The organism is Citrobacter sp. RHBSTW-00881, from assembly GCF_013728515.1.
Lineage (GTDB): Bacteria > Pseudomonadota > Gammaproteobacteria > Enterobacterales > Enterobacteriaceae > Citrobacter > Citrobacter braakii.
This window is the reverse complement of record NZ_CP056269.1, coordinates 5,116,398-5,140,449: the sequence shown is the minus strand read 5'-3', so window position 1 is coordinate 5,140,449 and position 24,052 is coordinate 5,116,398. Positions and strand designations below refer to the sequence as shown.

Sequence of the window (24,052 nt, the reverse complement as noted above, 5' to 3'; positions counted from 1 at the left end):
TTATTTTTTGAATGCTTTAATTGCCATTTAAGCGATTTTAGGAAACCATTCGCAACAATCATTGCAGTGCCGTGGTGTTTTTGACGCCAACCGTTAAGCGGTCGGTGCCGTATGGCCTGTTATGGCATAACAAGATGTACCCATAACGAGAACCGGTAATACCGGACAGTATGCAAACACAACAAGAGGATTTATGGCCGAGAACAAACCTGAGCTACAGCGTGGGCTGGAGGCTCGTCACATCGAATTAATTGCCCTTGGGGGGACTATTGGCGTCGGGCTATTTATGGGGGCCGCCAGTACCCTGAAATGGGCGGGACCTTCGGTTCTGCTGGCATACATCGTCGCCGGGCTGTTCGTCTTTTTCATTATGCGTTCTATGGGGGAGATGTTATTCCTCGAGCCGGTTGCCGGTTCATTTGCTGTTTACGCCCATCGTTATATGAGCCCCTTCTTTGGTTATCTCACCGCCTGGTCATACTGGTTTATGTGGATGGCGGTGGGGATATCAGAGATTACCGCCATCGGGGTGTACGTCCAGTTCTGGTTCCCGGAAATGGCACAATGGATACCCGCACTGATTGCTGTCGGACTGGTTGCGTTGGCAAATCTCGCCGCGGTTCGCCTGTATGGTGAAATTGAGTTCTGGTTTGCCATGATTAAAGTGACCACCATCATTGTGATGATCGTCATTGGATTAGGGGTGATTTTCTTCGGTTTTGGCAATGGCGGTCAGGCGATCGGCTTTGGCAACCTGACTGAGCACGGCGGCTTCTTTGCTGGTGGTTGGAAGGGCTTCCTGACGGCATTGTGTATTGTCGTGGCTTCTTACCAGGGCGTGGAGCTGATCGGCATTACTGCGGGTGAAGCGAAGAATCCGCAGGTCACGCTGCGGAGTGCAGTAGGGAAAGTGCTGTGGCGTATTCTGATTTTCTACGTCGGTGCGATTTTTGTTATCGTCACTATTTTCCCGTGGAATGAGATTGGCAGTAACGGTAGCCCGTTTGTTCTCACCTTTGCCAAGATTGGTATTACCGCCGCGGCAGGGATTATTAACTTTGTGGTCCTGACGGCGGCGCTGTCGGGCTGTAACAGTGGGATGTACAGCTGTGGGCGTATGCTTTACGCGCTGGCAAAGAATCGCCAGCTACCTGCCGCTGTTGGAAAAGTTTCGCGCCAGGGCGTGCCGGTTGCCGGCGTGGCTATTTCTATCGCGATCCTGCTGGTTGGTTCGTGCCTGAACTACATCATTCCCAACCCGCAGCGTGTGTTCGTTTATGTCTATAGCGCCAGCGTGCTGCCGGGGATGGTGCCGTGGTTTGTTATTCTGATAAGCCAGATACGTTTCCGTCAGGCGCATAAAGCGGCGATCGCCAGTCATCCTTTCCGCTCGATTCTGTTCCCGTGGGCGAACTATTTGACGATGGCGTTCCTGATTTGCGTATTAATCGGCATGTACTTTAATGAAGATACCCGAATGTCGCTGTTTGTTGGCATTATCTTCTTACTGGCCGTGACGCTCATTTATAAGGTTTTTGGCCTGAATCGTCATGGCACAGCCCAAAAATTGCAGGAATAAGCGACAAAACGCACAAACCATGACCAAACGATAATTTATTTTAAAAAAGCACTAGACAGCAGACCGAGACCTCCGTAATATCCAGCCCCGCAACGGCGCTAAGCGCCCGTAGCTCAGCTGGATAGAGCGCTGCCCTCCGGAGGCAGAGGTCTCAGGTTCGAATCCTGTCGGGCGCACCATTTAGTAAGGTGCCGGAGCTGCGGTGGTTTTAATACCGCGTAAAAGATTTGCAGTGGTGGCTATAGCTCAGTTGGTAGAGCCCTGGATTGTGATTCCAGTTGTCGTGGGTTCGAATCCCATTAGCCACCCCATTAATTTAAAGTTGTGAAATGCGAAGGTGGCGGAATTGGTAGACGCGCTAGCTTCAGGTGTTAGTGTCCTTAGGATGTGGGGGTTCGAGTCCCCCCCCTCGCACCACGACTTAAAGAATTGAACTAAAAATTCAAAAAGCAGTAAAACGGCGAGTAGCGCAGCTTGGTAGCGCAACTGGTTTGGGACCAGTGGGTCGGAGGTTCGAATCCTCTCTCGCCGACCAATTTTGAACCCCGCTTCGGCGGGGTTTTTTGTTTTCTGATTTTCCCTTCTCAGCCTTTATTTCCCCGAATTTCCTGATGTCTTAAAAAGTCCGGTTCCATTGTTTTTGCAGTGCAATCGTGGCATGCCTTGTGCAATAATATACGGGTAGATGCTCATTCCATCTCTTATGTTCGCCATCTGGCCTCATAAACTCAGGAATGATGCAGAGCCGTTTACGGTGCTTATCGTCCACAGACAGATGTCGCTCTGGCCTCATCAAACACCATGGACATAACGTTGAGTGAAGCACCCATTTATGTTGTCATACAGACCTGTTTAACGCCTGCTCCAAAAGAGCGGGCGTTTTTTTATGCATATACACCTCATCCTTCAAGTCGCCTCGAAGCATCTCGAATGATTTGGTGTATATGAAATAACGGTAGGCCCGGTAAGCGAAGCGTCACCGGGCAAGAGGGAATTACTGCGGGGGATTGTTGTTCTGCAGCGTCAACATCAGGCCATCACGACGCATGGTGGCGGCTTCTTCCGGCTGATGCAGTCTGTCCAGCGCGTCAGCAAGCCAGGCGTAGTCATAGGCATCTGGACGCTGTTTGAGAGCGGCACGGAAGGCGAACGTGGCTTCCTGCCATTCGCCGTGCTTCATTAGCGACTGGCCCAGCGTGCTCCACAGTAATGGGCGATCGCCGACGGCTTTAATCTGCTGGCGCAACACTTTTTCTATCTGTTCCGGGTTGTTGGTTTTCAGACGCGGGATCGGCAGCACTAGGCGGTCGTCATACTGGCGTTTAAGACCATCAATGATGACCTGCTGCGCCGTATCGTGATCGTCACACTCAATCAGATGTTCAGCCATTGCCACCTGCAGGGCAACCTGGTGACGGGTTTTACGGTTCTGGTTTTTCCACCATGCACGTAGCCCCTCGCTGCCCTGATCGGCGCGAACCTGATCCATCAGACCAACCCATGCCTGCTGTTCCAGCATCGCGCGGTGCTCGTCATCACCCACGTGCGCTTTTGCCATGGATGGAATGATATCCAGTAACGAACTCCATGCACCGGTACGAATGTAGGCCTGTTCAGCCAGACGCAGCACTTCCGGATGACGTGGCGTCACTTCCAGCAGTTTATCTACGCTGTGGCGCGCGGCGTGATTTTCATTACGCGCCAGCTGCAGGCGAACGCGAGTGATTTCTACCGGGATCGTATCATTTCCGGCCAGTTCGGCAGCACGCTCAAGGTGTTGGTTGGCACGAGCTTCGTCACCGCGCTGTTGAGCAGCTTCTGCCGCCAGCAGGTAATTCACTACCGGCTGTTCTGCATGATCGGCGTTTTTCGACATCAGCTTTTCAACCTGCTGATAATCGCCTTCTGCCAGCTTGAGCAGCGCCTGCTCGGTCTGCTTACGGGCGCGACGACGCTTCCGACCGACAAACCATCCGCGGGTATGCGCGCCAGTGCGGAAAATTCGGCGCAGCAGCCATTCAATCGCAAACAGGACGACCATTGCGACGATCAGAATGATCACCAGACCCGTCACGCTGGTTTCGATATTGTAATTATCCGTCTGGATCAGCACGTAGCCCTGATGACCGGCAATCATTGGACCGACAACGATCCCGGCGATCAACAGCACAAAGAGCAATAATACTTTTAGCATCATTATTCTCCTTGCGGCGCAGTTGCCGGAGTTTCAGCTGAAGGCGCAGGAGTTGCTGCAACCGGCGCTGTGGCAGGCTGTGCCAGTAAATTACGTACGCGGGTCTGCATGAGCTTGTCGAGAAGCGCCTGGCTCTGCAGCGTTTCCGGTACGTCCATGCTGATGCTTTGTTGGCTCAGTTGGTCTACCTCTTCAAGGAAAGCTTTGGTGGCTGCATCGTCGGTGTCGTAGTAGGCGCGCACCCAGGTGGAGACGTTTTCCAGCGCCTGGCGATATGTTTCCTCCTGATGACGTGGCACGGCCTGGGCGGCTACTAACAAGCGGGAACGGATGTTTTCCCGTAAGTACACGTCCTGGTTTGGTGCCAGCAGCGGGACGGCGGTTTCATCACGACGGCGAACGGTGATAAAGCTGTCCATAAAGTTCTGCCAGCTTTTTTGCAGATTGACGCGCCATTCGCTGATCGAGCTGGAAAGCTCGCTGCTGTCGGAATCCATCGGCGAATCGTCGGTGTCGTTGTCGGCCAGACGCAGGTTATCGATCTGGTTAGATAGCTGATTCACTTTCAGGATAATGCCGTCATAGTCGACCTGAGTCACCGCGGAGAGGCTCGCGATATCGTCGGTAATCGCGCGACGGGCGGTAATCAGGCTTGGGTCATTCATATCCGCCAGGCTGGCGTCAGCGCTTTTCAGCAGCGCCGCGGCGGTAGTAACGTCCTGATCGCTCCATAATTTGCGACCGGCCAGTTTCACCAGAAAATCAGCCTGCGCCAGCAGCCATGTCCCGGCATCGCTGCCGGAGATAGTGGCGACTTTTTGCTGGACTTCGTCAAGCTGTTTGACCAGCGCGGCCTGCTGGCGAGCGGCTTCATCCAGCTGCGTTGCCTGCTGCTTAATAATGCCTTCCAGCTCAGCTTTTTGGCTTTCTTGCGCTTTTTGCAACGCTGTAAGCTGGTTCGCCAGCGCATCGCTGGTTGCTGTCTGCGTTGTTGCCTGCTGTTTCCCCCAACCGTACAGCCCAACGCCTGCAGCCAGCGCAATTGCAATCGCCACAGCGCTCAGAATCAGCGCCGTGCTGTTCTTACTCTTTTTTTCAGTATTGACTGGCTGTGACGTGGTTTCCACGGCCTCCCTGGTCTCTTCAACCACGGCGGAGGATTTTTCTTGTTCCGTCATTATGGCATCCCATTATGAGAGTTATTGTAATGCGCGTAGTAGCGCATCGTTGTCGGCGTTATCAGCGACCTTAATATCTTGCCAGCCCAGTTCCCGGGCGAGGTGCGCCAGACGCTCACTGACGACCAGCAGCCGACAGCGTAGTAACCAGTGCTCACGATACCACTGCGGAATGAGCGACCAGAGCTGTTGTAGCATCTCTCCGCTGGTGACAACCACCGTGGTCACACCACGAGATTGCCAGCGCATCGCTTCTTCTGCACCATCGTAATATTTTGCACTGCGTTGATAACATTCACAAAAATCGACATCAGCTCCGCGTGCTGTCAGGGTTTCACCTATCAGCTCACGGCCACCATTGCCGCGTAATATCAGCGCGCGTTTTCCCGCAATATTTTGTAATTCAGGTAATTGTAGCAAGACTTCGCTAATTTCCCGATCCAGAGGGTAGTGAATATTGAAACCGCTAACGGTATGCAGCGCCAGCGCCGTTGTGCGACCAATGGCAAAATAACGCGGAAGGGAGGGCCAGCTTTTCCCCTGTTGCTGAAGCTCGGCATCTGCAAAGGTGACGGCGTGCTGCGAGAGGGCGAAGACCAGATCGTTTTCCGTCAGCGCCGACAGTCGGGAAGCAAGCGTTGCCAGTTCCCGACCGGGTGAAAACTCGATGAGCGGAAAGCTCCAGGCCACCTGCCCCAGTGTGCGCAGACGGCTCACTAACTCTTCCCCTGCGGGAGACGGGCGGGTGACCAGAATACTCATGCGGGGGCTTCTCCGTTGTAAACTTCAGCCAGAATGACGCGCGCGCCGTTCTCCAGCAGCTCTTCAGCCAGAGAGATGCCCATCTGTTCAGCTTCCTGCGCGGCGCCGCGACGTTCTCCGCATACCATCTGCGAACCGTCAGGCGCGCCGACCAGCGCCCGCAGCCAAATCTCACCATTAATGAGTTCTGCATAACTGCCGATAGGGACCTGACATCCCCCTTCCAGGCGGGTATTCATGGCGCGTTCGGCTTTGACGCGCAGCGCCGTCTCTTCATGGTTGAGCGGCGCTAACAGCGCCTGAGTGCGCATATCATCCAGTCGACATTCTATGCCAACTGCGCCTTGCCCGACAGCGGGTAGGGAGACTTCCGGCGGCAGAGCGGTGCGGACTCGCGACTCAAGACCTAAACGTTTTAATCCGGCGACCGCCAGAATAATGGCGTCATAATCGCCGTTATCCAGTTTGCTCAGACGCGTACCTACGTTACCGCGCAGTGAACGGATGACGAGATCCGGGCGACGCTTTGCCAACTGGCACTGGCGACGCAAACTGGATGTCCCGACGATGCTGCCTGCCGGTAGTTCATCCAGCGTGTTGTACTTATTTGAGACGAAAGCATCACGCGGATCTTCTCGCTCGCAAATGGTGACCAGTCCAAGACCGTCAGGGAATTCAACCGGCACATCCTTCATGGAATGCACGGCGATATCGGCGCGTTTTTCCAGCAGCGCGACTTCCAGCTCTTTAACAAACAACCCTTTCCCCCCGACTTTCGCCAGCGGGGTATCAAGGATCACATCGCCACGGGTTACCATCGGAACCAGTTCCACGATCAGACCGGGGTGGTTTGCCATTAAGGCGTCTTTGACATAATGTGCCTGCCAGAGCGCAAGGGGGCTTTGGCGTGTGGCAATTCTCAAAACATTGTCTAACATGCTTGTTACCGTCATTATCAATCATTGACCATCCTAACATCCTTATCAAAGGGATGTCAGCGTTACGCTCAAACGTGAGTGAGAGGAAAAGGCGCTGCATCATCACTGGCAGTGAATAATGACGAGAAACCTCCCGACCGTATGAAGGAATTTACACGTAACGAACGGTGCTACACTTGTATGTAGCGCATCTTTCTTTACGGTCAATGAGCAAGGTGTTAAATTGATCACGTTTTAGACCATTTTTTCGGCTGTACAGCATAAAAAAATATGGGCGAAAAAACAGGTAACGGTTATTTTTGACATACGGTTTATCCGAATTGATGACGATTATTGTGAGCGCTTGTGCCGCAGCAACCGACAACATGACGGATAGCAACATCAGGCGATACGTCTTGTACCTCTATATTGAGACTCTGAAACAGAGACTGGATGCCATAAATCAACTGCGTGTGGATCGCGCGCTTGCTGCCATGGGACCTGCCTTCCAGCAGGTATACAGTCTGCTGCCGACATTATTGCACTACCACCATCCGCTGATGCCGGGTTACCTTGATGGTAACGTTCCCAAAGGCATATGCCTTTACACGCCTGATGAAACCCAACGCCACTACCTGAACGAACTGGAACTGTACCGCGGTATGTCACCGCAGGATCCTCCCAAGGGCGAACTGCCTATCACCGGCGTTTACTCAATGGGCAGCACCTCTTCGGTAGGGCAAAGCTGTTCCTCTGACCTTGATATTTGGGTCTGCCATCAATCCTGGCTGGATAGCGAAGAGCGCCAACTGCTGCAGCGTAAATGTAGCCTGCTGGAAAGTTGGGCCGCCTCGCTGGGCGTGGAAGTCAGCTTCTTCCTGATTGATGAAAACCGTTTCCGCCACAATGAAAGCGGCAGTTTGGGTGGTGAAGACTGTGGCTCGACGCAGCATATCCTGCTGCTTGATGAATTCTATCGCACCGCTGTGCGTCTCGCGGGTAAACGTATTCTGTGGAATATGGTGCCGGGCGACGAAGAAGAGCATTACGACGATTACGTCATGACGCTTTACGCACAGGGGGTATTAACGCCAAACGAATGGCTGGATCTCGGCGGACTCAGTTCGCTCTCCGCCGAAGAGTACTTTGGCGCCAGCCTCTGGCAGCTGTACAAGAGTATCGACTCCCCGTACAAAGCGGTATTGAAAACGCTGCTGCTGGAAGCTTATTCCTGGGAATACCCCAATCCACGCCTGTTGGCGAAAGATATCAAACAGCGCCTGCACGATGGCGAGATCGTCTCTTTTGGTCTCGACCCTTACTGCATGATGCTGGAGCGCGTTACCGAGTACCTCACGGCGATCGAAGACCCGACTCGTCTGGATTTAGTGCGTCGATGTTTCTACTTAAAAGTGTGTGAGAAACTGAGCCGCGAGCGCGCCTGCGTGGGCTGGCGTCGTGAAGTATTAAGTCAGTTAGTGAAAGAGTGGGGCTGGGATGACGCCCGTCTGACCATGCTGGATAACCGCGCTAACTGGAAGATTGACCAGGTACGCGAAGCGCATAACGAACTGCTCGATGCGATGATGCAGAGCTATCGTAACCTGATCCGTTTTGCCCGCCGAAATAACCTCAGCGTGAGCGCCAGCCCGCAGGATATCGGCGTGCTGACCCGTAAGCTGTATGCCGCGTTTGAAGCATTGCCAGGTAAAGTAACGCTGGTGAACCCGCAGATATCTCCGGATCTCTCGGAACCGAATCTGACCTTTATCCATGTGCCGCCGGGCCGTGCCAACCGTTCGGGTTGGTATCTCTATAACCGCGCGCCTAACATGGACTCGATCATCAGCCATCAGCCGCTGGAATATAACCGCTACCTCAATAAACTGGTGGCGTGGGCCTGGTTCAACGGCCTGCTGACCTCGCGTACGCATTTATTTATTAAGGGCAACGGCATTGTTGATTTGCCGAAGCTGCAAGAAATGGTCGCCGACGTGTCGCATCACTTCCCGCTGCGACTGCCAGCGCCAACGCCGAAGGCGCTCTATAGCCCGTGCGAGATTCGCCACCTGGCGATTATTGTTAACCTTGAATATGACCCGACGGCAGCATTTCGCAATCAGGTGGTTCATTTTGATTTCCGTAAGCTGGACGTCTTCAGCTTTGGTGAAGAACAAAATTGCCTGGTGGGTAGCGTCGACCTGTTGTACCGCAACTCGTGGAATGAAGTGCGTACGCTGCACTTCAATGGTGAGCAGGCGATGATTGAAGCGTTAAAAACGATTCTGGGTAAAATGCACCAGGATGCCGCGCCGCCGGATAGCGTCGAGGTCTTCTGCTATAGCCAGCATCTGCGCGGTTTAATTCGCACCCGCGTGCAGCAGCTGGTTTCTGAGTGCATTGAGTTGCGCCTCTCCAGCACCCGTCAGGAAACCGGACGCTTCAAAGCGCTGCGCGTTTCCGGTCAGACGTGGGGTCTGTTCTTCGAGCGCCTGAACGTTTCGGTACAGAAGCTGGAAAACGCGATTGAATTTTATGGCGCGATTTCACATAACAAACTGCACGGGCTTTCCGTTCAGGTTGAGACCAATCATGTGAAACTCCCGTCAGTGGTTGACGGTTTTGCCAGCGAAGGGATCATTCAGTTCTTTTTCGAAGAAACGGGTGATGAGCAGGGCTTTAATATCTACATTCTGGATGAGAGTAATCGGGCTGAGGTGTATCACCACTGCGAAGGCAGCAAAGAGGAGCTGGTACGCGATGTCAGCCGTTTCTACTCGTCGTCGCACGATCGCTTTACCTACGGCTCCAGCTTCATCAACTTTAACCTGCCGCAGTTCTATCAGATTGTGAAAACCGACGGGCGCGCGCAGGTGATCCCGTTCCGTACCCAGCCGATTAGCGCCGTGCCGCCCGTCAGTCAGGAAAACGACACTCCGCAGTTACAGCAGTATTTCTCGTGAGCATGATGCCGGATAAGCGAAGCGTATCCGGCAATAAAACTTAACGGAAGCTCACCTCTTCACCCGCCTGCTGTGTCGCCGCCTGTTCTAGCAGATCCCAGAACGTTTCGCCGCTACGATCGCAGATCCACTCGTCGCCTTTCAGGTCAAAGTGGTAGCCGCCCTGTTTGGTCGCCAGCCACACCTGATGCAGCGGCTCCTGACGGTTAATAATAATTTTGCTGCCGTTTTCGAAGCTGATGGTCAGCACGCCGCCGTTGATCTCACAATCGATATCGCTGTCGCCGTCCCAGTCATCCAGACGCTCTTCAATGGTCATCCACAGGGTGTCAGCAAGGCGATGAAATTCACTGTCGTTCATTTTCTTATCCTGTTTTTCGTGATGACGGCAGTATAACCTGAAACAAAACGCGTTGCAGATTACAGGCTAACTCTTGCTTTTACGCCTTCTCCTGCGATGATAGAAAACAGAAAGCATGAACTTTACAGGCAATCGATAATGAAAAACGTGTTAAAGCCACTCGCTGTCATTTTTACTCTGTTCAGCCTGACGGGCTGTGGGCTAAAAGGCCCGCTCTATTTCCCGCCAGCAGATAAAACCGCGCCGCCTCCGACCAAGAGCGTTCAGCCGCAATCGCAATCCACCACGCCAGAGAAAAACGATCGTGGGATTAGTGACGGGCCTTCTCAGGTGAATTACTGACGTCAGGAATAGATGTATATTTCTGTACCCGCGTGAACGGAGTGAATGATGCAATTCTCTAAAATGCATGGCCTTGGCAACGATTTTATGGTCGTCGACGCGGTAACGCAGAATGTCTTTTTCTCACCAGAGCTGATCCGCCGCTTGTCCGACAGGCATCTCGGCGTTGGATTTGATCAACTGTTGGTGGTTGAACCTCCGTATGATCCGGAGCTGGATTTCCACTACCGTATTTTTAATGCCGACGGTAGTGAAGTGTCACAGTGTGGCAATGGCGCTCGCTGTTTTGCCCGCTTTGTTCGCCTGAAAGGGCTGACCAATAAGCGTGATATTCGCGTCAGTACCGCTAATGGTCGTATGGTATTAACCGTAACCGACGACGAGCTGGTACGGGTGAATATGGGTGAACCCAATTTTGAACCCGCGCAGGTTCCGTTTCGCGCCAACAAAGCAGAGAAGACCTATATTATGCGCGTGGCTGAACAGACAGTATTGTGCGGCGTGGTTTCAATGGGGAACCCGCACTGCGTAATTCAGGTTGATGATGTTGATACGGCCACGGTAGAAACGTTGGGGCCGGTTCTGGAAAGTCACGAACGCTTTCCTGAACGCGCCAATATCGGATTTATGCAGGTGGTAAAGCGCGAGCACATCCGGCTGCGCGTCTATGAGCGCGGCGCGGGTGAAACGCAGGCCTGCGGCAGCGGTGCGTGCGCCGCTGTTGCGGTTGGTATCCAGCAGGGCCTGCTGGCAGAAGAAGTGAGGGTGGAATTACCGGGCGGTCGACTTGATATCGCCTGGAAAGGTCCGGGTCATCCGCTGTATATGACTGGCCCGGCGGCACATGTCTACGACGGATTTATTCACTTATGAAGCAACCAGGGGAAGAACTACAGGAAACGCTCATGGAGCTGGACGACCGGGCGGTCGTCGATTACCTGCAACGTAATCCTGAGTTTTTTATCCGTAATGCCCAGGCAGTTGAAGCGATGCGTGTTCCACACCCGGTGCGGGGCACGGTCTCTTTAGTGGAATGGCATATGGCGCGGGCACGTAATCATATTAACGTGCTGGAAGAGAATATGGCGTTGTTGATGGAACAAGCCAACGCCAATGAAAGCCTGTTCTATCGTCTGTTAAATCTGCAAGCCCGGCTGGTATCGGCCAGCAGTCTTGACGACATGCTGATGCGATTTCATCGCTGGGCGCGTGAGTTAGGGCTGGCTGGGGCGACGGTTCGTCTGTTCCCGGATCGCTGGCGACTTGGTGCGCCATCAAAATTCACTCATCTGGCATTAAGCCGTCAGGCTTTTGAACCGCTGCGTATTCAGCGTCTGGGCCAGTCACTGCACTATCTTGGACCGCTCAATGGCCCGGAACTTCTGGTCATGATGCCCGAGGCGAAAGCGGTAGGCTCGGTGGCGATGTCGATGTTGGGGCAAGATGGATCCCTGGGCGTGATGCTGTTCAGTAGTCGCGACGTTAATCATTACCAGCAGGGGCAAGGTACGCAATTACTGCAGGAAATCTCGCTGATGTTGCCGGAGCTGCTGGAGCGCTGGATTGAACGCGTATGACCGATTCACCCCTTTCTCAGGATGTGGCGCGATTTTTACGCTATCTGGGCGTTGAGCGCCAGCTTAGCCCGATCACATTGCTGAATTATCAGCGTCAGCTTGATGCCATCATTGCGTTAGCCGGAGAGACCGGTCTGCAAAGCTGGCAACAATGTGACGCTTCGATGGTACGCAGTTTTGCCGTGCGCAGCCGTCGTAAAGGGCTGGGGCCAGCGAGCCTGGCGCTGCGTCTCTCCGCATTGCGCAGTTTCTTTGACTGGCTGGTTAATCAGGGCGAGCTGAAAGCCAATCCCGCAAAAAGTGTTTCCGCGCCGAAAGCACCGCGTCATCTACCTAAAAATATCGATGTCGACGACGTTAATCGTCTGCTGGATATCGACCTCAACGATCCCCTCGCCGTGCGCGACCGGGCAATGTTAGAAGTGATGTACGGCGCAGGGCTGCGTTTGTCTGAACTGGTTGGGCTGGATATTAAACATCTCGATCTCGACACCGGCGAAGTATGGGTGATGGGGAAGGGCAGTAAAGAACGTCGCCTGCCAATTGGCCGCAATGCCGTGGCGTGGATTGAGCACTGGCTGGACCTGCGGGGGCTATTTGGCTGCGATGACGATGCGTTATTCCTGTCAAAACTGGGCAAACGCATTTCTGCGCGTAATGTGCAAAAACGCTTTGCGGAGTGGGGGATCAAACAGGGGCTGAACAGCCACGTACATCCCCACAAATTGCGCCACTCTTTTGCGACGCATATGCTGGAGTCGAGCGGCGATCTGCGCGGGGTACAGGAGTTATTGGGGCATGCTAATCTCTCCACTACCCAAATCTATACCCATCTTGATTTTCAACACCTGGCTTCAGTGTACGATGCGGCGCATCCACGCGCCAAACGGGGGAAATAATGCGTTTTTACCGGCCTCTGGGGCGTATTTCTGCGCTCACCTTTGACCTTGATGACACCCTTTACGATAACCGTCCCGTTATCACACGCACCGAGCAGGAAGCGCTCGCGTTTGTACAGAATTACCATCCGGCGTTGAATTCGCTGCAAAACAGCGACCTACAGCGCTTACGTCAGGCCGTTCGCGACGCCGAGCCGGAAATCTACCACGACGTTACCCAATGGCGTCACCGCGCCGTAGAGCGCGCTATGCTGGAGGCGGGATTGTCAGAAGCAGAAGCCAGAATGGGGGCAAATGCGGCGATGATGAATTTCGCCAAATGGCGTAGCCGCATTGACGTCCCGCAGGCGACGCATGACACGCTGAAGGCGCTGGCCCGCAAATGGCCGCTGGTGGCGATCACCAACGGTAACGCACAGCCAGAACTGTTCGGCCTGGGCGATTACTTTGAGTTTGTGCTGCGCGCCGGTCCCGACGGGCGATCAAAACCGTTCAGCGACATGTACGCGCTGGCGGCAGATAAACTGAAAATGCCTGTGGCTGAGATTCTGCATGTGGGCGATGACCTGACGACAGACGTGGCGGGGGCCATCCGTTGCGGTATGCAGGCCTGCTGGATCAAACCGGAAAATGCCGACCTGATGCAAACCGCAGACAGCCGTTTGCTGCCGCATATCGAAATTTCACAGTTGGCATCTCTGACCTCGCTGATATAATCACCAGCAGAACTCTGTATATATACCCAGCTTTTTGGCGGATGGCGCTACGCTTATCCGCCTTACCTACTTTTACGCGGCGGTGCCAATGGACGTTTCTTACCTGCTCGACAGCCTTAATGATAAACAGCGTGAAGCGGTGGCCGCGCCACGCAGCAACATGCTGGTTTTGGCCGGCGCGGGGAGTGGTAAAACTCGCGTGCTGGTGCACCGTATCGCCTGGTTACTGACGGTAGAGAACAACTCGCCATACTCCATTATGGCGGTGACCTTTACCAACAAAGCGGCGGCGGAAATGCGCCACCGTATTGGCCAGATCATGGGAACCAGCCAGGGCGGTATGTGGGTGGGTACATTCCACGGTTTGGCGCACCGTCTGCTGCGCGCGCACCATATGGATGCGAACCTGCCGCAGGATTTCCAGATCCTCGACAGCGAAGACCAATTGCGTTTGCTCAAGCGTTTGATCAAGGCGATGAATCTTGATGAGAAGCAGTGGCCGCCGCGTCAGGCGATGTGGTTTATCAATAGCCAGAAAGACGAAGGGCTGCGCCCGCACCATCTGCAGAGCTATGGCAACCCGGTAGAGCAAACCTGGCAGAAAGTGTATCAGGCCTATCAGGAAGCGTGTGACCGCGCGGGGCTGGTGGATTTTGCCGAGCTGTTGCTGCGCGCCCATGAACTGTGGCTCAACAAGCCGCATATCCTGCAGCACTACCGCGAACGCTTTACCAATATCCTGGTGGACGAATTCCAGGATACCAACAACATTCAGTACGCCTGGATCCGCCTGCTGGCGGGCGATACCGGCAAAGTGATGATCGTTGGCGATGATGACCAGTCGATCTACGGCTGGCGCGGGGCGCAAGTGGAAAACATCCAGCGCTTCCTCACGGATTTCCCGGGCGCAGAAACCATTCGCCTGGAGCAGAACTACCGCTCGACCAACAACATCCTCAGCGCGGCCAACGCCCTGATTGAAAACAACAACGGGCGTTTGGGTAAAAAGCTGTGGACCGATGGCGTCGACGGCGAACCAATTTCACTGTACTGCGCGTTCAACGAACTCGATGAAGCGCGTTTTGTGGTCAATCGTATCAAAACCTGGCAGGACAATGGCGGTGCGCTGGAACAGTGCGCCATTCTGTATCGCAGTAACGCCCAGTCGCGCGTGCTGGAAGAGGCGTTGTTACAAGCCAGCATGCCGTACCGTATCTATGGTGGGATGCGCTTCTTCGAACGCCAGGAAATCAAAGATGCGCTCTCCTACCTTCGCCTGATCGCTAACCGCAATGACGACGCTGCATTCGAACGCGTGGTGAATACGCCAACCCGCGGGATTGGCGATCGTACATTAGATGTCGTGCGTCAGACCTCCCGTGACCGCCAGCTTACGTTGTGGCAGGCCTGTCGTGAGCTGTTGCAGGAAAAAGCCCTCGCGGGTCGCGCCGCCAGCGCCTTACAGCGTTTTATGGAGCTGATCGATGCGCTGGCGCAGGAGACCGCCGATATGCCGCTGCACGTGCAGACTGACCGGGTGATTAAAGACTCCGGCCTGCGCATGATGTACGAGCAGGAAAAAGGCGAGAAGGGTCAGACGCGTATCGAAAACTTAGACGAACTGGTGACGGCAACGCGCCAGTTCAGCTACAACGAAGAAGACGAAGACTTAATGCCGCTACAGGCGTTCCTGTCACACGCCGCGCTGGAAGCAGGCGAAGGGCAGGCGGATACCTGGCAGGATGCGGTACAACTGATGACGCTGCACTCGGCGAAAGGTCTGGAGTTCCCCCAGGTATTTATCGTGGGTATGGAAGAAGGCATGTTCCCCAGCCAGATGTCGCTGGACGAAGGTGGGCGCCTCGAAGAAGAGCGCCGCCTGGCTTACGTAGGCGTGACTCGCGCGATGCAAAAGCTGACGCTGACCTACGCCGAAACGCGTCGTCTGTACGGCAAAGAGGTTTACCACCGTCCGTCGCGCTTTATCGGCGAACTGCCGGAAGCGTGCGTTGAAGAGGTTCGCCTGCGCGCCACGGTTAGCCGACCGGTGAGCCATCAGCGGATGGGCACGCCAATGGCGGAAAATGATACCGGCTACAAGCTCGGCCAGCGCGTGCGCCACGCTAAGTTTGGTGAGGGCACCATCGTTAATCTGGAAGGAAGCGGCGAGCACAGTCGTTTGCAGGTCGCGTTCCAGGGGCAAGGGATCAAATGGCTGGTTGCAGCCTACGCCAGACTGGAAACGGTTTGATCGGTTTGGCTTTGCCGGATGGCGACGCTGGCGCGTCTTATCCGGCCAACAGACCGGGTAACATTTTGATTTCCAGGCCGGACAAGGCGAAGCCGCCATCCCGCTATCTGTCGGTTAATATTCTGAAATCATAGATAAATAATTCCCCTCTGCTAACCTTTTTGTATAAGGGGAAATTATTACTTTTTCGCCATCTGTTGCGTGTTGACGTCAAAATTTTGCTGGCGTAACATGCGCGCACGATTACGCTAAGAGGACATTCGCCTTGGACACACCCAGTAGATACTGGCTCATTATCCTGTCATCCAGGATCAACTCCTAAGGCTATCCCTTTTTGCTGATAGCCTTCGCGGTTGTCAGCGACCTTCTGTTTTTTCCCGTCGCGCTGAGTCAGGCTGTTTAATGGTCTGAAACCCAATTTGTTTCTGTGTGCCCTCCGAACTGTCCGATAATTTTTTGCATTGGGAGTCCCGGTCATGCTGAGCGCATTTCAACTGGAAAACAATCGTTTAACTCGCCTTGAGGCAGACGAAATCGAGCACCTGGCCAGTTCGGTTTGGGTCGATTTAGTCGAGCCGGATGACGAAGAACGAAACCGTGTGCAAAAGGACTTGGGCCAGAATCTGGCTACGCGCCCTGAACTGGAAGACATCGAAGCATCTGCGCGTTTTTTTGAAGACGAAGACGGTCTGCACATTCACTCCTTCTTCTTCTATGAAGATGCCGACGATCACGCGGGTAACTCAACCGTCGCATTTACCATTCGCGAAGGTCGCCTGTTTACTCTGCGCGAGCGCGAGCTGCCGGCATTTCGCCTGTACCGCATGCGTGCGCGTAATCAGGCGATGGTGGATGGCAACGCTTACGAGCTGCTGCTCGACCTGTTCGAAACTAAAATTGAACAGTTGGCGGATGAGATCGAAAATATCTACAGCGACCTGGAAAAACTCAGCCGTGTGATCATGGAAGGGCGTCAGGGTGATGAATATGACGAAGCGCTTTCGACGCTGGCGGAACTGGAAGATATTGGCTGGAAGGTCCGCCTGTGTCTGATGGATACCCAGCGCGCACTGAACTTCCTGGTGCGTAAAGCGCGTTTGCCGGGGAGTCAGCTGGAACAGGCGCGCGAGATTCTGCGCGATATCGAATCCCTGCTGCCGCACAACGAATCACTGTTCCAGAAAGTTAACTTCCTGATGCAGGCGGCGATGGGCTTTATCAATATCGAGCAGAACCGCATCATCAAGATCTTCTCGGTGGTCTCTGTGGTGTTCCTGCCGCCGACGCTGGTGGCTTCCAGCTACGGGATGAACTTTGAGTTCATGCCGGAACTGCACTGGAGCTTCGGTTACCCAGGGGCGATTGTCTTTATGATGCTCGCGGGTCTGGCACCGTATCTGTACTTTAAGCGCAAGAACTGGCTGTAATGGCTGTGCCGGATGGCGGTTACGCCTTATCCGGCACTTCTTCAGCTCCGACGTACCCGTCGTTGCGTATAAATCGCATCCATCACGAAAACTGCCAGCGCCACCCAGATAAACGCAAACGTGACCATTTTATCCGCTCCCGGAACTTCACCGTAGAAAGTGACGGCCAGCAGGAACATTAGCGTGGGTCCGATATACTGGAAGAAACCCAGCGTGGACAGACGCAGGCGGGTCGCCGCGCCGGTAAAGCACAGCAGCGGAATGGTGGTCACGACACCTGCAGCAATCAGCAGCAGATTGAGCGACATGGGGTTTTGCCCCATATGGCTGGTTGGGCTGTCCGCAATGCCAAACAGATAGATGGCCGCAACGGGTAAAAGCCACAGGGTTTCGATCAGCATGCCGGTTTGTGCTTCGACGGCAATCTTCTTGCGTACCAGACCATAGAAAGCAAAACTGAACGCCAGGCCCAACGCGATGATTGGCAGCGATCCGAAGGTCCACAGCTGTACCAGTACGCCGCAGGCGGCTAACAGTACCGCCAGCCACTGCATGCGACGAAAGCGCTCGCCGAGGAAAAGCATTCCCAGCACAATATTCACCAGCGGGTTAATAAAATAGCCCAGGCTGGCTTCCAGCATATGATGATTATTGACCGCCCAAATGAACAGCAGCCAGTTTCCACCGATGAGCACTGCAGAGAGCGCCAGCAGGAAGATCTTCTTTGGCGTTTGTAGCAGCGTTTTGATGCCTGACCACTGGCGGCTGATGCTCATCAGTACCACCATAAAGAAAAATGACCAGATGACGCGGTGCGTCAGGATCTCATCCGCCGGGACATAGTAAATCAGCTTGAAGTAGGCAGGAGCGATACCCCAAATAAAATAAGCAGCAAGAGCGAGTAACACGCCCTGCCGCGTTTGTTTAGCATCCATCGGGAAAACTCATTTCAGAAATGTAACAGCAGTTTACCTTTTTTTGAGCACTTACCCCACCATATAAGTGGCGGTTGCGCTGGCAATATAAAGCTGTTCTTCGTTATGCAGTTCCACGCGCGCAACGGCGACTTTATTCCCCGCCCGCAGCAGGCTGCTGGTGGCGGTAAAGCGATTTCCTCTCCCTGGGCGCAGGTAATCGACGCGCAAATCGATTGTTCCCATGCGTGACATTCTCTGACGCAGTTCGTCCTCGCTGATCGTCTCATGGCGGGTCAGCGTACTGCCAACGCACACCAGCCCGGCGGCAACGTCCAGCGCCGACGCGATCACGCCGCCATGCAGAATGCTTTGCGCCCAGTTGCCGACCATCATCGGTTGATTATTAAAGGCTAATTGCGCAAATTCTTTCTCATAGCGTTCAAGCTCCAGACCCAGCGCCCGGTTAAACGGCATGTGATAGACAAACATTTCACCCACTAACTTCAGCGCTTCCTCAGCAGTAAGTACGGCAGACATACAATCCCTACATCTCAATAGTTAATAAAATGTTGATATTATGCTTATTATTTGTTGTTTTCTACTTTAGGACGGGATAACTAACGAGGAACTCGCTAAGTATGTAGAATACTTGCCAGATAATTATACAATTCATCAATATTTTGGTTCAGGAGAACATTACCGATGCGGGCGATTCTGGGATGGTTACTACCAGCAGTCATGCTGCCGTTGACCGCGTATGCGCAGGAAGCGACAGTGAAAGAGATTCATGATGCACCGGCGGTTCGCGGCAGTATCATCGCCAACATGCTGCAGGAGCATGACAACCCTTTCACGCTTTATCCTTATGAGACCAACTATCTCATCTACACCAATACCAGCGACATGAACAAAGAGGCGATCAGCAGCTATAGCTGGTCCGAAAATGCGCGCAAAGATGAGGTTAAGTTTCAGCTAAGCCTGGCGTTTCCGCTCTGGCGCGGAATATTAGGCCCGAACTCGGTACTCGGCGGTTCCTATACCCAGAAGTCCTGGTGGCAGCTTTCGAACAGTGAAGAGTCTGCGCCGTTTCGCGAAACCAACTATGAACCGCAATTGTTCCTCGGTTTCGCCACCGACTATCGTTTTGCCGGTTGGACGCTCCGCGATGTCGAAATGGGCTATAACCATGACTCCAATGGTCGATCCGACCCCACCTCACGTAGCTGGAACCGCCTTTACACCCGGCTGATGGCTGAAAACGGTAACTGGCTGGTGGAAGTTAAGCCGTGGTACGTTATCGGCAGCACTGACGATAACCCTGATATCACCAAATATATGGGCTACTATCAGTTGAAAATGGGTTATCACCTGGGTGACGCGGTGATCAGTGTGAAAGGCCAGTACAACTGGAATACCGGCTACGGCGGCGCAGAGCTGGGGGCCAGTTATCCCATTACCAAGCATGTGCGTCTTTATACCCAGGTCTACAGCGGCTACGGCGAATCACTGATTGACTACAACTTCAATCAGACCCGTGTTGGCGTGGGTGTAATGCTTAACGATATCTTCTGACAGGTATTGAGAGTATTTTAATCATTGCAGTTTCTCTCTCAGGCGCTGAAAATAGCGCCTGTTTTTATTTCAGGCTAATGGGGTTAATGTGGCGCAGGCGGAAGTGTTGAATCTGGAAATGGGCGCTAAACAGGTTTTGCAGGAAACCTTTGGCTACCAACAGTTTCGCCCTGGTCAGGAAGAAATCATTGATACCGTGATCGCTGGTCGCGACTGCCTGGTCGTTATGCCGACCGGTGGCGGAAAATCCCTGTGCTATCAAATTCCCGCATTATTGCTTAACGGCCTCACCGTTGTTGTTTCTCCGCTGATTTCTCTGATGAAAGATCAGGTCGATCAACTGCTTGCCAACGGCGTGGCGGCCGCGTGTCTGAACTCCACCCAAAGTCGTGAGCAGCAGCTTGAGGTGATGGCAGGCTGTCGTAGCGGGCAGATTCGCTTACTGTACATTGCGCCCGAACGCCTGATGCTGGATAACTTCCTTGAAAATCTGGCGCACTGGAACCCGGTGCTGCTGGCGGTTGATGAAGCGCACTGTATTTCGCAGTGGGGGCATGATTTCCGCCCGGAATACGCCGCGCTGGGGCAGTTGCGTCAGCGTTTCCCAACTCTGCCGTTTGTCGCGCTGACCGCGACCGCGGACGAGACAACCCGGCTGGATATTGTGCGTCTGCTGGGGCTCAACGACCCGTTAATTCAGATCAGCAGCTTTGATCGCCCGAATATTCGCTACATGTTGATGGAGAAGTTTAAGCCGCTCGATCAACTGATGCGCTACGTGCAAGAGCAGCGCGGTAAGTCCGGTATTATCTACTGTAACAGTCGCGCTAAAGTAGAAGACACCGCCGCGCGTCTGCAAAGCCGAGGCATTAGCGCCGGGGCTTATCATGCCGGGCTGGAAAACGCTGTACGTGCAGAAGTGCAGGAGAAATTCCAGCGTGATGACCTGCAAATCGTCGTAGCGACCGTGGCGTTTGGCATGGGAATCAACAAACCCAACGTACGCTTCGTGGTGCATTTCGATATTCCGCGCAACATCGAGTCCTATTACCAGGAAACCGGCCGCGCCGGGCGTGACGGCCTGCCTGCGGAAGCAATGCTGTTTTACGATCCGGCTGATATGGCATGGCTGCGCCGTTGCCTCGAAGAGAAACCCGCCGGACAACTGCTGGATATCGAACGGCATAAGCTCAATGCGATGGGGGCGTTTGCCGAGGCGCAAACCTGTCGTCGTCTGGTGCTGTTGAACTATTTTGGCGAGGGGCGTCAGGAGCCGTGTGGTAACTGCGACATCTGTCTCGACCCGCCAAAACAGTACGACGGACTCATGGATGCGCGCAAAGCGCTGTCGACTATCTACCGTGTTAATCAACGCTTTGGTATGGGTTATGTCGTGGAGGTTCTGCGCGGAGCGAATAACCAGCGAATTCGCGAGCTGGCCCATGACAAGCTGCCTGTCTATGGCATTGGTCGTGAGCAAAGCCACGAACATTGGGTAAGCGTTATCCGCCAGCTTATTCATCTTGGGCTGGTGACGCAGAATATTGCTCATCACTCCGCGTTACAGCTAACCGAAGCCGCGCGTCCGGTACTGCGTGGTGATGTTGTGCTACAGCTTGCGGTACCGCGTATTGTGGCGCTGAAACCGCGAGCGATGCAGAAATCCTTCGGTGGCAACTACGATCGCAAACTGTTCGCCAAATTGCGGAAGCTGCGTAAAGCCATTGCTGATGAAGAGAATATCCCGCCGTATGTGGTGTTCAACGATGCCACGCTGATTGAAATGGCTGAGCAGATGCCGGTTTCACCGAGCGAAATGCTGAGCGTTAATGGCGTGGGGATGCGTAAACTTGAGCGTTTTGGCAAAGAGTTTATGGCGCTTATTCGCGCGCACGTTGATGGTGACGACGAAGAGTAGTCAGCCAGGCAAAAAAGTGCCAGGATGGTGACTCACTGAACTATTTCCCCCGCGAGTCATTTTTATGTTAACGCTATTTTTCACCGTTGCGTTGGTGCATATCGTTGCGCTGATGAGCCCTGGTCCCGACTTTTTCTTTGTTTCTCAAACAGCGGTTAGCCGTTCGCGCAAAGAAGCTATGATGGGCGTGCTGGGTATTACCTGTGGCGTCATGGTCTGGGCTGGCGTAGCGCTGCTCGGCCTACATCTGATTATCGAAAAAATGGCCTGGCTGCACACCATTATTATGGTGGGCGGGGGGCTGTATCTGTGCTGGATGGGATATCAGATGCTACGCGGCGCGTTTAAAAAACAGGATGTTGCGACTCCCACTCCGCAGGTTGAGCTGGCGCAGAGCGGACGCAGCTTTTTGAAGGGGCTGCTGACCAACCTGGCGAACCCTAAAGCCATTATCTATTTTGGCTCCGTGTTCTCATTGTTTGTTGGCGATAACGTGGGAACGGGCGCACGCTGGGGGATCTTTGCCCTGATCATCGTGGAAACGCTGGCGTGGTTTACCGTAGTCGCCAGCCTGTTTGCACTGCCGAAAATGCGTCGTGGCTATCAGCGTCTGGCGAAGTGGATTGATGGTTTTGCCGGTGCGCTGTTTGCGGGCTTCGGTATCCACCTGATTATTTCGCGCTAAGTTCCTTCCGGGCCGGATAAGCGCAAGCGCCTCCGGCACCTTCATCAGGCATGCCGTGCCGAGGCTAACAAGGCGCCTATCAGCATAAACAGCGAGCCAAACACTTTGTTTAACGCTTTCATTTGCTTTGGCCCTTTAATCCAGCCAGCAATGCGCGTGGCCAGCGTCGCGTAACCGAGCATCACAATGATATCGACCACGATGGTCGTGACGCCAAGCACCACATACTGCATTAACTGCGGTTCCTGTGGCAGGATAAACTGCGGGAACAGGGCGGCAAGGAAAACGATGCTCTTGGGGTTGGTCAGATTAACAAAGACCGCGCGTTTGAACAGGCGGCTGCGCGATTGCGTATTCGCCATGGTGTTTAGATCGATAGCACCTGCCGCCCGCCATTGCTGAATACCCAGCCAAATCAGATAGGCCGCCCCCGCCCACTTCAGCACCTCAAATGCGATAACCGAACGTGAAAATAGCGTTCCCAGTCCTACGCCAACCAGAACGATATGAATGCCAAGTCCGGTCTGCAAACCAGCAATCGACGCGCTGGCGCCGCGATAACCGTGACTGATGGCGGTGGTCATGGTGTTGATTGCGCCAGAGCCTGGAGACAAGCTCAAAATAATAGAGGTCAACAGGTAGGCGAACCACCATTCAAAGGTCATGAGAAACTCCCGGATTGTCTATTTTTATGCCACAATACGCTACTGCCGTTAGGTTGTGTCAGCGACGGCGAAAAAAACGATTTTACTTGGTCAGCGAGGCTGGATACCCGATGTTTCAGCAGCAAAAAGACTGGGAAACAAGAGAAAACGCGTTTGCTGCTTTTTCCATGGGGCCACTGACAGATTTCTGGCGTCAGCGGGAAGAAGCGGAATTTACGGGCGTGGATGATATCCCCGTCCATTTTGTGCGTTTTCACGCAGAAAAAAACGATCGCGTCATCGTCGTCTGTCCTGGACGCATTGAAAGCTACGTGAAATACGCTGAACTGGCGTATGACCTGTTTCATTCTGGTTTTGACGTCCTCATTATCGATCACCGTGGCCAGGGGCGTTCCGGGCGTATGCTTTCGGACCCGCATCGCGGTCATGTCGATAACTTTAATGACTATGTCGACGATTTAACCGCCTTCTGGCAGCAGGAAGTGCTACCCGGTCCGTGGAGAAAGCGCTATATACTGGCGCATTCAATGGGCGGTGCGATAGCCACGTTATTCTTGCAGCGCCACCCGAATCAGTGTGATGCCATCGCGCTTTGCGCGCCGATGTTTGGTATTGTGATGCGCTTTCCCGACTGGATGGTACGCCACATTCTGGACTGGGCTGAAGGGCATCCGCGGATCCGCGAAGGTTATGCGATGGGGACCGGGCGCTGGCGGGCGCTGCCATTCGGTATGAATGCGTTAACCCATAGTCGACAGCGCTATCGGCGCAATCTACGCTTCTATGCGGATGAGCCACGGCTGCGCGTTGGCGGCCCCACCTACCACTGGGTACGTGAAGGTATTCTGGCAGGCGAACAGGTTCTGGCTGGAGCAGGAGACGACGCGACGCCGACGCTGCTGATTCAGGCCGAAGAAGAGCGTGTGGTAGATAACCGCATGCACGATCGTTTTTGTGAACTCCGCGCCGCAGCGGGTCATCCCGTAGAAGGGGGGCAGCCGCTGGTCATCAAAGGCGCGTACCATGAGATCCTTTTTGAAAAGGACGCAATGCGCTCAGTCGCGCTTAACGCTATTGTCGAATTTTTCGACAAGCATAACTCATCCAGCGGAACCCGCTTTGCCTAGAG

Annotated in this window: 22 protein-coding genes and 4 tRNA genes; 18 read left to right on the top strand and 8 right to left on the bottom strand. The window is 54.0% G+C overall.

The window, feature by feature from the left end:
- Positions 1-193: 193 nt before the first annotated feature.
- From thrP to HV311_RS24640, 5 genes are all read left to right on the top strand, one after another.
- A complete protein-coding gene (thrP, locus tag HV311_RS24660) occupies positions 194-1,579 on the top strand; it encodes a bifunctional threonine/serine APC transporter ThrP (RefSeq protein WP_016155119.1) in 1,386 nt (461 codons plus the stop codon).
- 102 nt (positions 1,580-1,681) lie between these two features.
- Positions 1,682-1,758, top strand: a tRNA-Arg gene (locus HV311_RS24655).
- Positions 1,759-1,814: 56 nt separating this feature from the next.
- A tRNA-His gene (locus HV311_RS24650) sits at positions 1,815-1,890 on the top strand.
- 20 nt (positions 1,891-1,910) lie between these two features.
- A tRNA-Leu gene (locus HV311_RS24645) sits at positions 1,911-1,996 on the top strand.
- 41 nt (positions 1,997-2,037) lie between these two features.
- A tRNA-Pro gene (locus HV311_RS24640) sits at positions 2,038-2,114 on the top strand.
- A gap of 459 nt (positions 2,115-2,573) precedes the next feature.
- On the opposite strand, the gene hemY is transcribed toward HV311_RS24640, so the two are convergent.
- The 4 genes from hemY to hemC are packed head-to-tail and all read right to left on the bottom strand — an operon-like array spanning position 2,574 to position 6,651.
- Positions 2,574-3,773, bottom strand: coding sequence for a protoheme IX biogenesis protein HemY (hemY, locus tag HV311_RS24635; protein ID WP_016155120.1), 1,200 nt, complete (start codon positions 3,771-3,773; stop codon positions 2,574-2,576).
- A gap of 2 nt (positions 3,774-3,775) precedes the next feature.
- Entirely contained in the window at positions 3,776-4,951 is a 1,176-nt protein-coding gene (gene hemX / locus HV311_RS24630) for a uroporphyrinogen-III C-methyltransferase (protein WP_080860387.1), read from the bottom strand.
- A gap of 21 nt (positions 4,952-4,972) precedes the next feature.
- A complete protein-coding gene (gene hemD, locus HV311_RS24625; RefSeq protein WP_016155122.1) occupies positions 4,973-5,713 on the bottom strand; it encodes a uroporphyrinogen-III synthase in 741 nt (246 codons plus the stop codon).
- A complete protein-coding gene (hemC, locus tag HV311_RS24620) occupies positions 5,710-6,651 on the bottom strand; it encodes a hydroxymethylbilane synthase (protein ID WP_191220567.1) in 942 nt (313 codons plus the stop codon). Before hemC ends, hemD begins: the two co-directional genes overlap by 4 nt.
- 395 nt (positions 6,652-7,046) lie before the next feature.
- Here hemC and cyaA point away from each other — a divergent pair, with 395 nt between their 5' ends.
- On the top strand, positions 7,047-9,593 hold the full coding sequence (gene cyaA, locus HV311_RS24615; protein WP_047499563.1) for a class I adenylate cyclase: 2,547 nt from the start codon (positions 7,047-7,049) through the stop codon (positions 9,591-9,593).
- A gap of 40 nt (positions 9,594-9,633) precedes the next feature.
- On the opposite strand, the gene cyaY is transcribed toward cyaA, so the two are convergent.
- Positions 9,634-9,954 (bottom strand): iron donor protein CyaY, encoded by a 321-nt coding sequence (gene cyaY / locus HV311_RS24610; RefSeq protein WP_003828967.1) that lies wholly within the window; start codon positions 9,952-9,954, stop codon positions 9,634-9,636.
- 138 nt (positions 9,955-10,092) lie between these two features.
- Here cyaY and lptM point away from each other — a divergent pair, with 138 nt between their 5' ends.
- From lptM to corA, 8 genes are all read left to right on the top strand, one after another.
- Positions 10,093-10,296 carry an LPS translocon maturation chaperone LptM gene (lptM, locus tag HV311_RS24605; protein ID WP_003017937.1) on the top strand — a complete coding sequence of 68 codons (204 nt, stop codon included), beginning with the start codon at positions 10,093-10,095 and terminating at the stop codon, positions 10,294-10,296.
- A 48-nt stretch (positions 10,297-10,344) separates the two neighbouring features.
- Positions 10,345-11,169 carry a diaminopimelate epimerase gene (dapF, locus tag HV311_RS24600; protein ID WP_016155126.1) on the top strand — a complete coding sequence of 275 codons (825 nt, stop codon included), beginning with the start codon at positions 10,345-10,347 and terminating at the stop codon, positions 11,167-11,169.
- Entirely contained in the window at positions 11,166-11,873 is a 708-nt protein-coding gene (locus HV311_RS24595; protein ID WP_032932189.1) for a DUF484 domain-containing protein, read from the top strand. Before dapF ends, HV311_RS24595 begins: the two co-directional genes overlap by 4 nt.
- Complete coding sequence (gene xerC, locus HV311_RS24590) at positions 11,870-12,772, top strand: tyrosine recombinase XerC (RefSeq protein ID WP_049040600.1); 903 nt, start codon at positions 11,870-11,872, stop codon at positions 12,770-12,772. The genes HV311_RS24595 and xerC overlap by 4 nt, the downstream gene beginning before the upstream one ends.
- Positions 12,772-13,488: a 5-amino-6-(5-phospho-D-ribitylamino)uracil phosphatase YigB gene (yigB, locus tag HV311_RS24585; RefSeq protein WP_016155129.1), complete on the top strand. Its 717-nt coding sequence runs from the start codon at positions 12,772-12,774 to the stop codon at positions 13,486-13,488. Before xerC ends, yigB begins: the two co-directional genes overlap by 1 nt.
- Positions 13,489-13,576: 88 nt before the next feature.
- Positions 13,577-15,739, top strand: a complete 2,163-nt coding sequence (uvrD, locus tag HV311_RS24580; RefSeq protein ID WP_003828957.1) for a DNA helicase II — start codon at positions 13,577-13,579, stop codon at positions 15,737-15,739.
- 265 nt (positions 15,740-16,004) lie between these two features.
- Entirely contained in the window at positions 16,005-16,061 is a 57-nt protein-coding gene (ysgD, locus tag HV311_RS27905; protein ID WP_212723238.1) for a YsgD/CorL family protein, read from the top strand.
- A 154-nt stretch (positions 16,062-16,215) separates the two neighbouring features.
- On the top strand, positions 16,216-17,166 hold the full coding sequence (gene corA / locus HV311_RS24575) for a magnesium/cobalt transporter CorA (protein WP_003017920.1): 951 nt from the start codon (positions 16,216-16,218) through the stop codon (positions 17,164-17,166).
- A 41-nt stretch (positions 17,167-17,207) separates the two neighbouring features.
- Here corA and rarD read toward each other — a convergent pair whose 3' ends face one another.
- The gene (rarD, locus tag HV311_RS24570) at positions 17,208-18,101 is read right to left on the bottom strand and encodes an EamA family transporter RarD (protein ID WP_016155131.1); all 894 of its coding nucleotides are present in this window, start codon (positions 18,099-18,101) and stop codon (positions 17,208-17,210) included.
- A 51-nt stretch (positions 18,102-18,152) separates the two neighbouring features.
- Positions 18,153-18,620 carry an acyl-CoA thioesterase YigI gene (gene yigI / locus HV311_RS24565; RefSeq protein ID WP_003017917.1) on the bottom strand — a complete coding sequence of 156 codons (468 nt, stop codon included), beginning with the start codon at positions 18,618-18,620 and terminating at the stop codon, positions 18,153-18,155.
- Between the two features lie 165 nt (positions 18,621-18,785).
- On the opposite strand from yigI, the gene pldA reads away from it, so the two are divergent.
- The 3 genes from pldA to rhtC all read left to right on the top strand — a co-directional run bounded on the left by pldA (position 18,786) and on the right by rhtC (position 22,258).
- Positions 18,786-19,655, top strand: coding sequence for a phospholipase A (gene pldA / locus HV311_RS24560; protein WP_016157849.1), 870 nt, complete (start codon positions 18,786-18,788; stop codon positions 19,653-19,655).
- Between the two features lie 88 nt (positions 19,656-19,743).
- The gene (recQ, locus tag HV311_RS24555; protein ID WP_191220566.1) at positions 19,744-21,573 is read left to right on the top strand and encodes an ATP-dependent DNA helicase RecQ; all 1,830 of its coding nucleotides are present in this window, start codon (positions 19,744-19,746) and stop codon (positions 21,571-21,573) included.
- A gap of 64 nt (positions 21,574-21,637) precedes the next feature.
- Positions 21,638-22,258: a threonine export protein RhtC gene (rhtC, locus tag HV311_RS24550; RefSeq protein ID WP_016155134.1), complete on the top strand. Its 621-nt coding sequence runs from the start codon at positions 21,638-21,640 to the stop codon at positions 22,256-22,258.
- 44 nt (positions 22,259-22,302) lie between these two features.
- Here the strand turns inward: rhtC and rhtB are convergent, their stop codons facing one another.
- The gene (gene rhtB / locus HV311_RS24545; protein WP_191220565.1) at positions 22,303-22,923 is read right to left on the bottom strand and encodes a homoserine/homoserine lactone efflux protein; all 621 of its coding nucleotides are present in this window, start codon (positions 22,921-22,923) and stop codon (positions 22,303-22,305) included.
- 110 nt (positions 22,924-23,033) lie between these two features.
- On the opposite strand from rhtB, the gene pldB reads away from it, so the two are divergent.
- The gene (gene pldB, locus HV311_RS24540) at positions 23,034-24,050 is read left to right on the top strand and encodes a lysophospholipase L2 (protein ID WP_003017911.1); all 1,017 of its coding nucleotides are present in this window, start codon (positions 23,034-23,036) and stop codon (positions 24,048-24,050) included.
- Positions 24,051-24,052 lie beyond the last annotated feature (2 nt).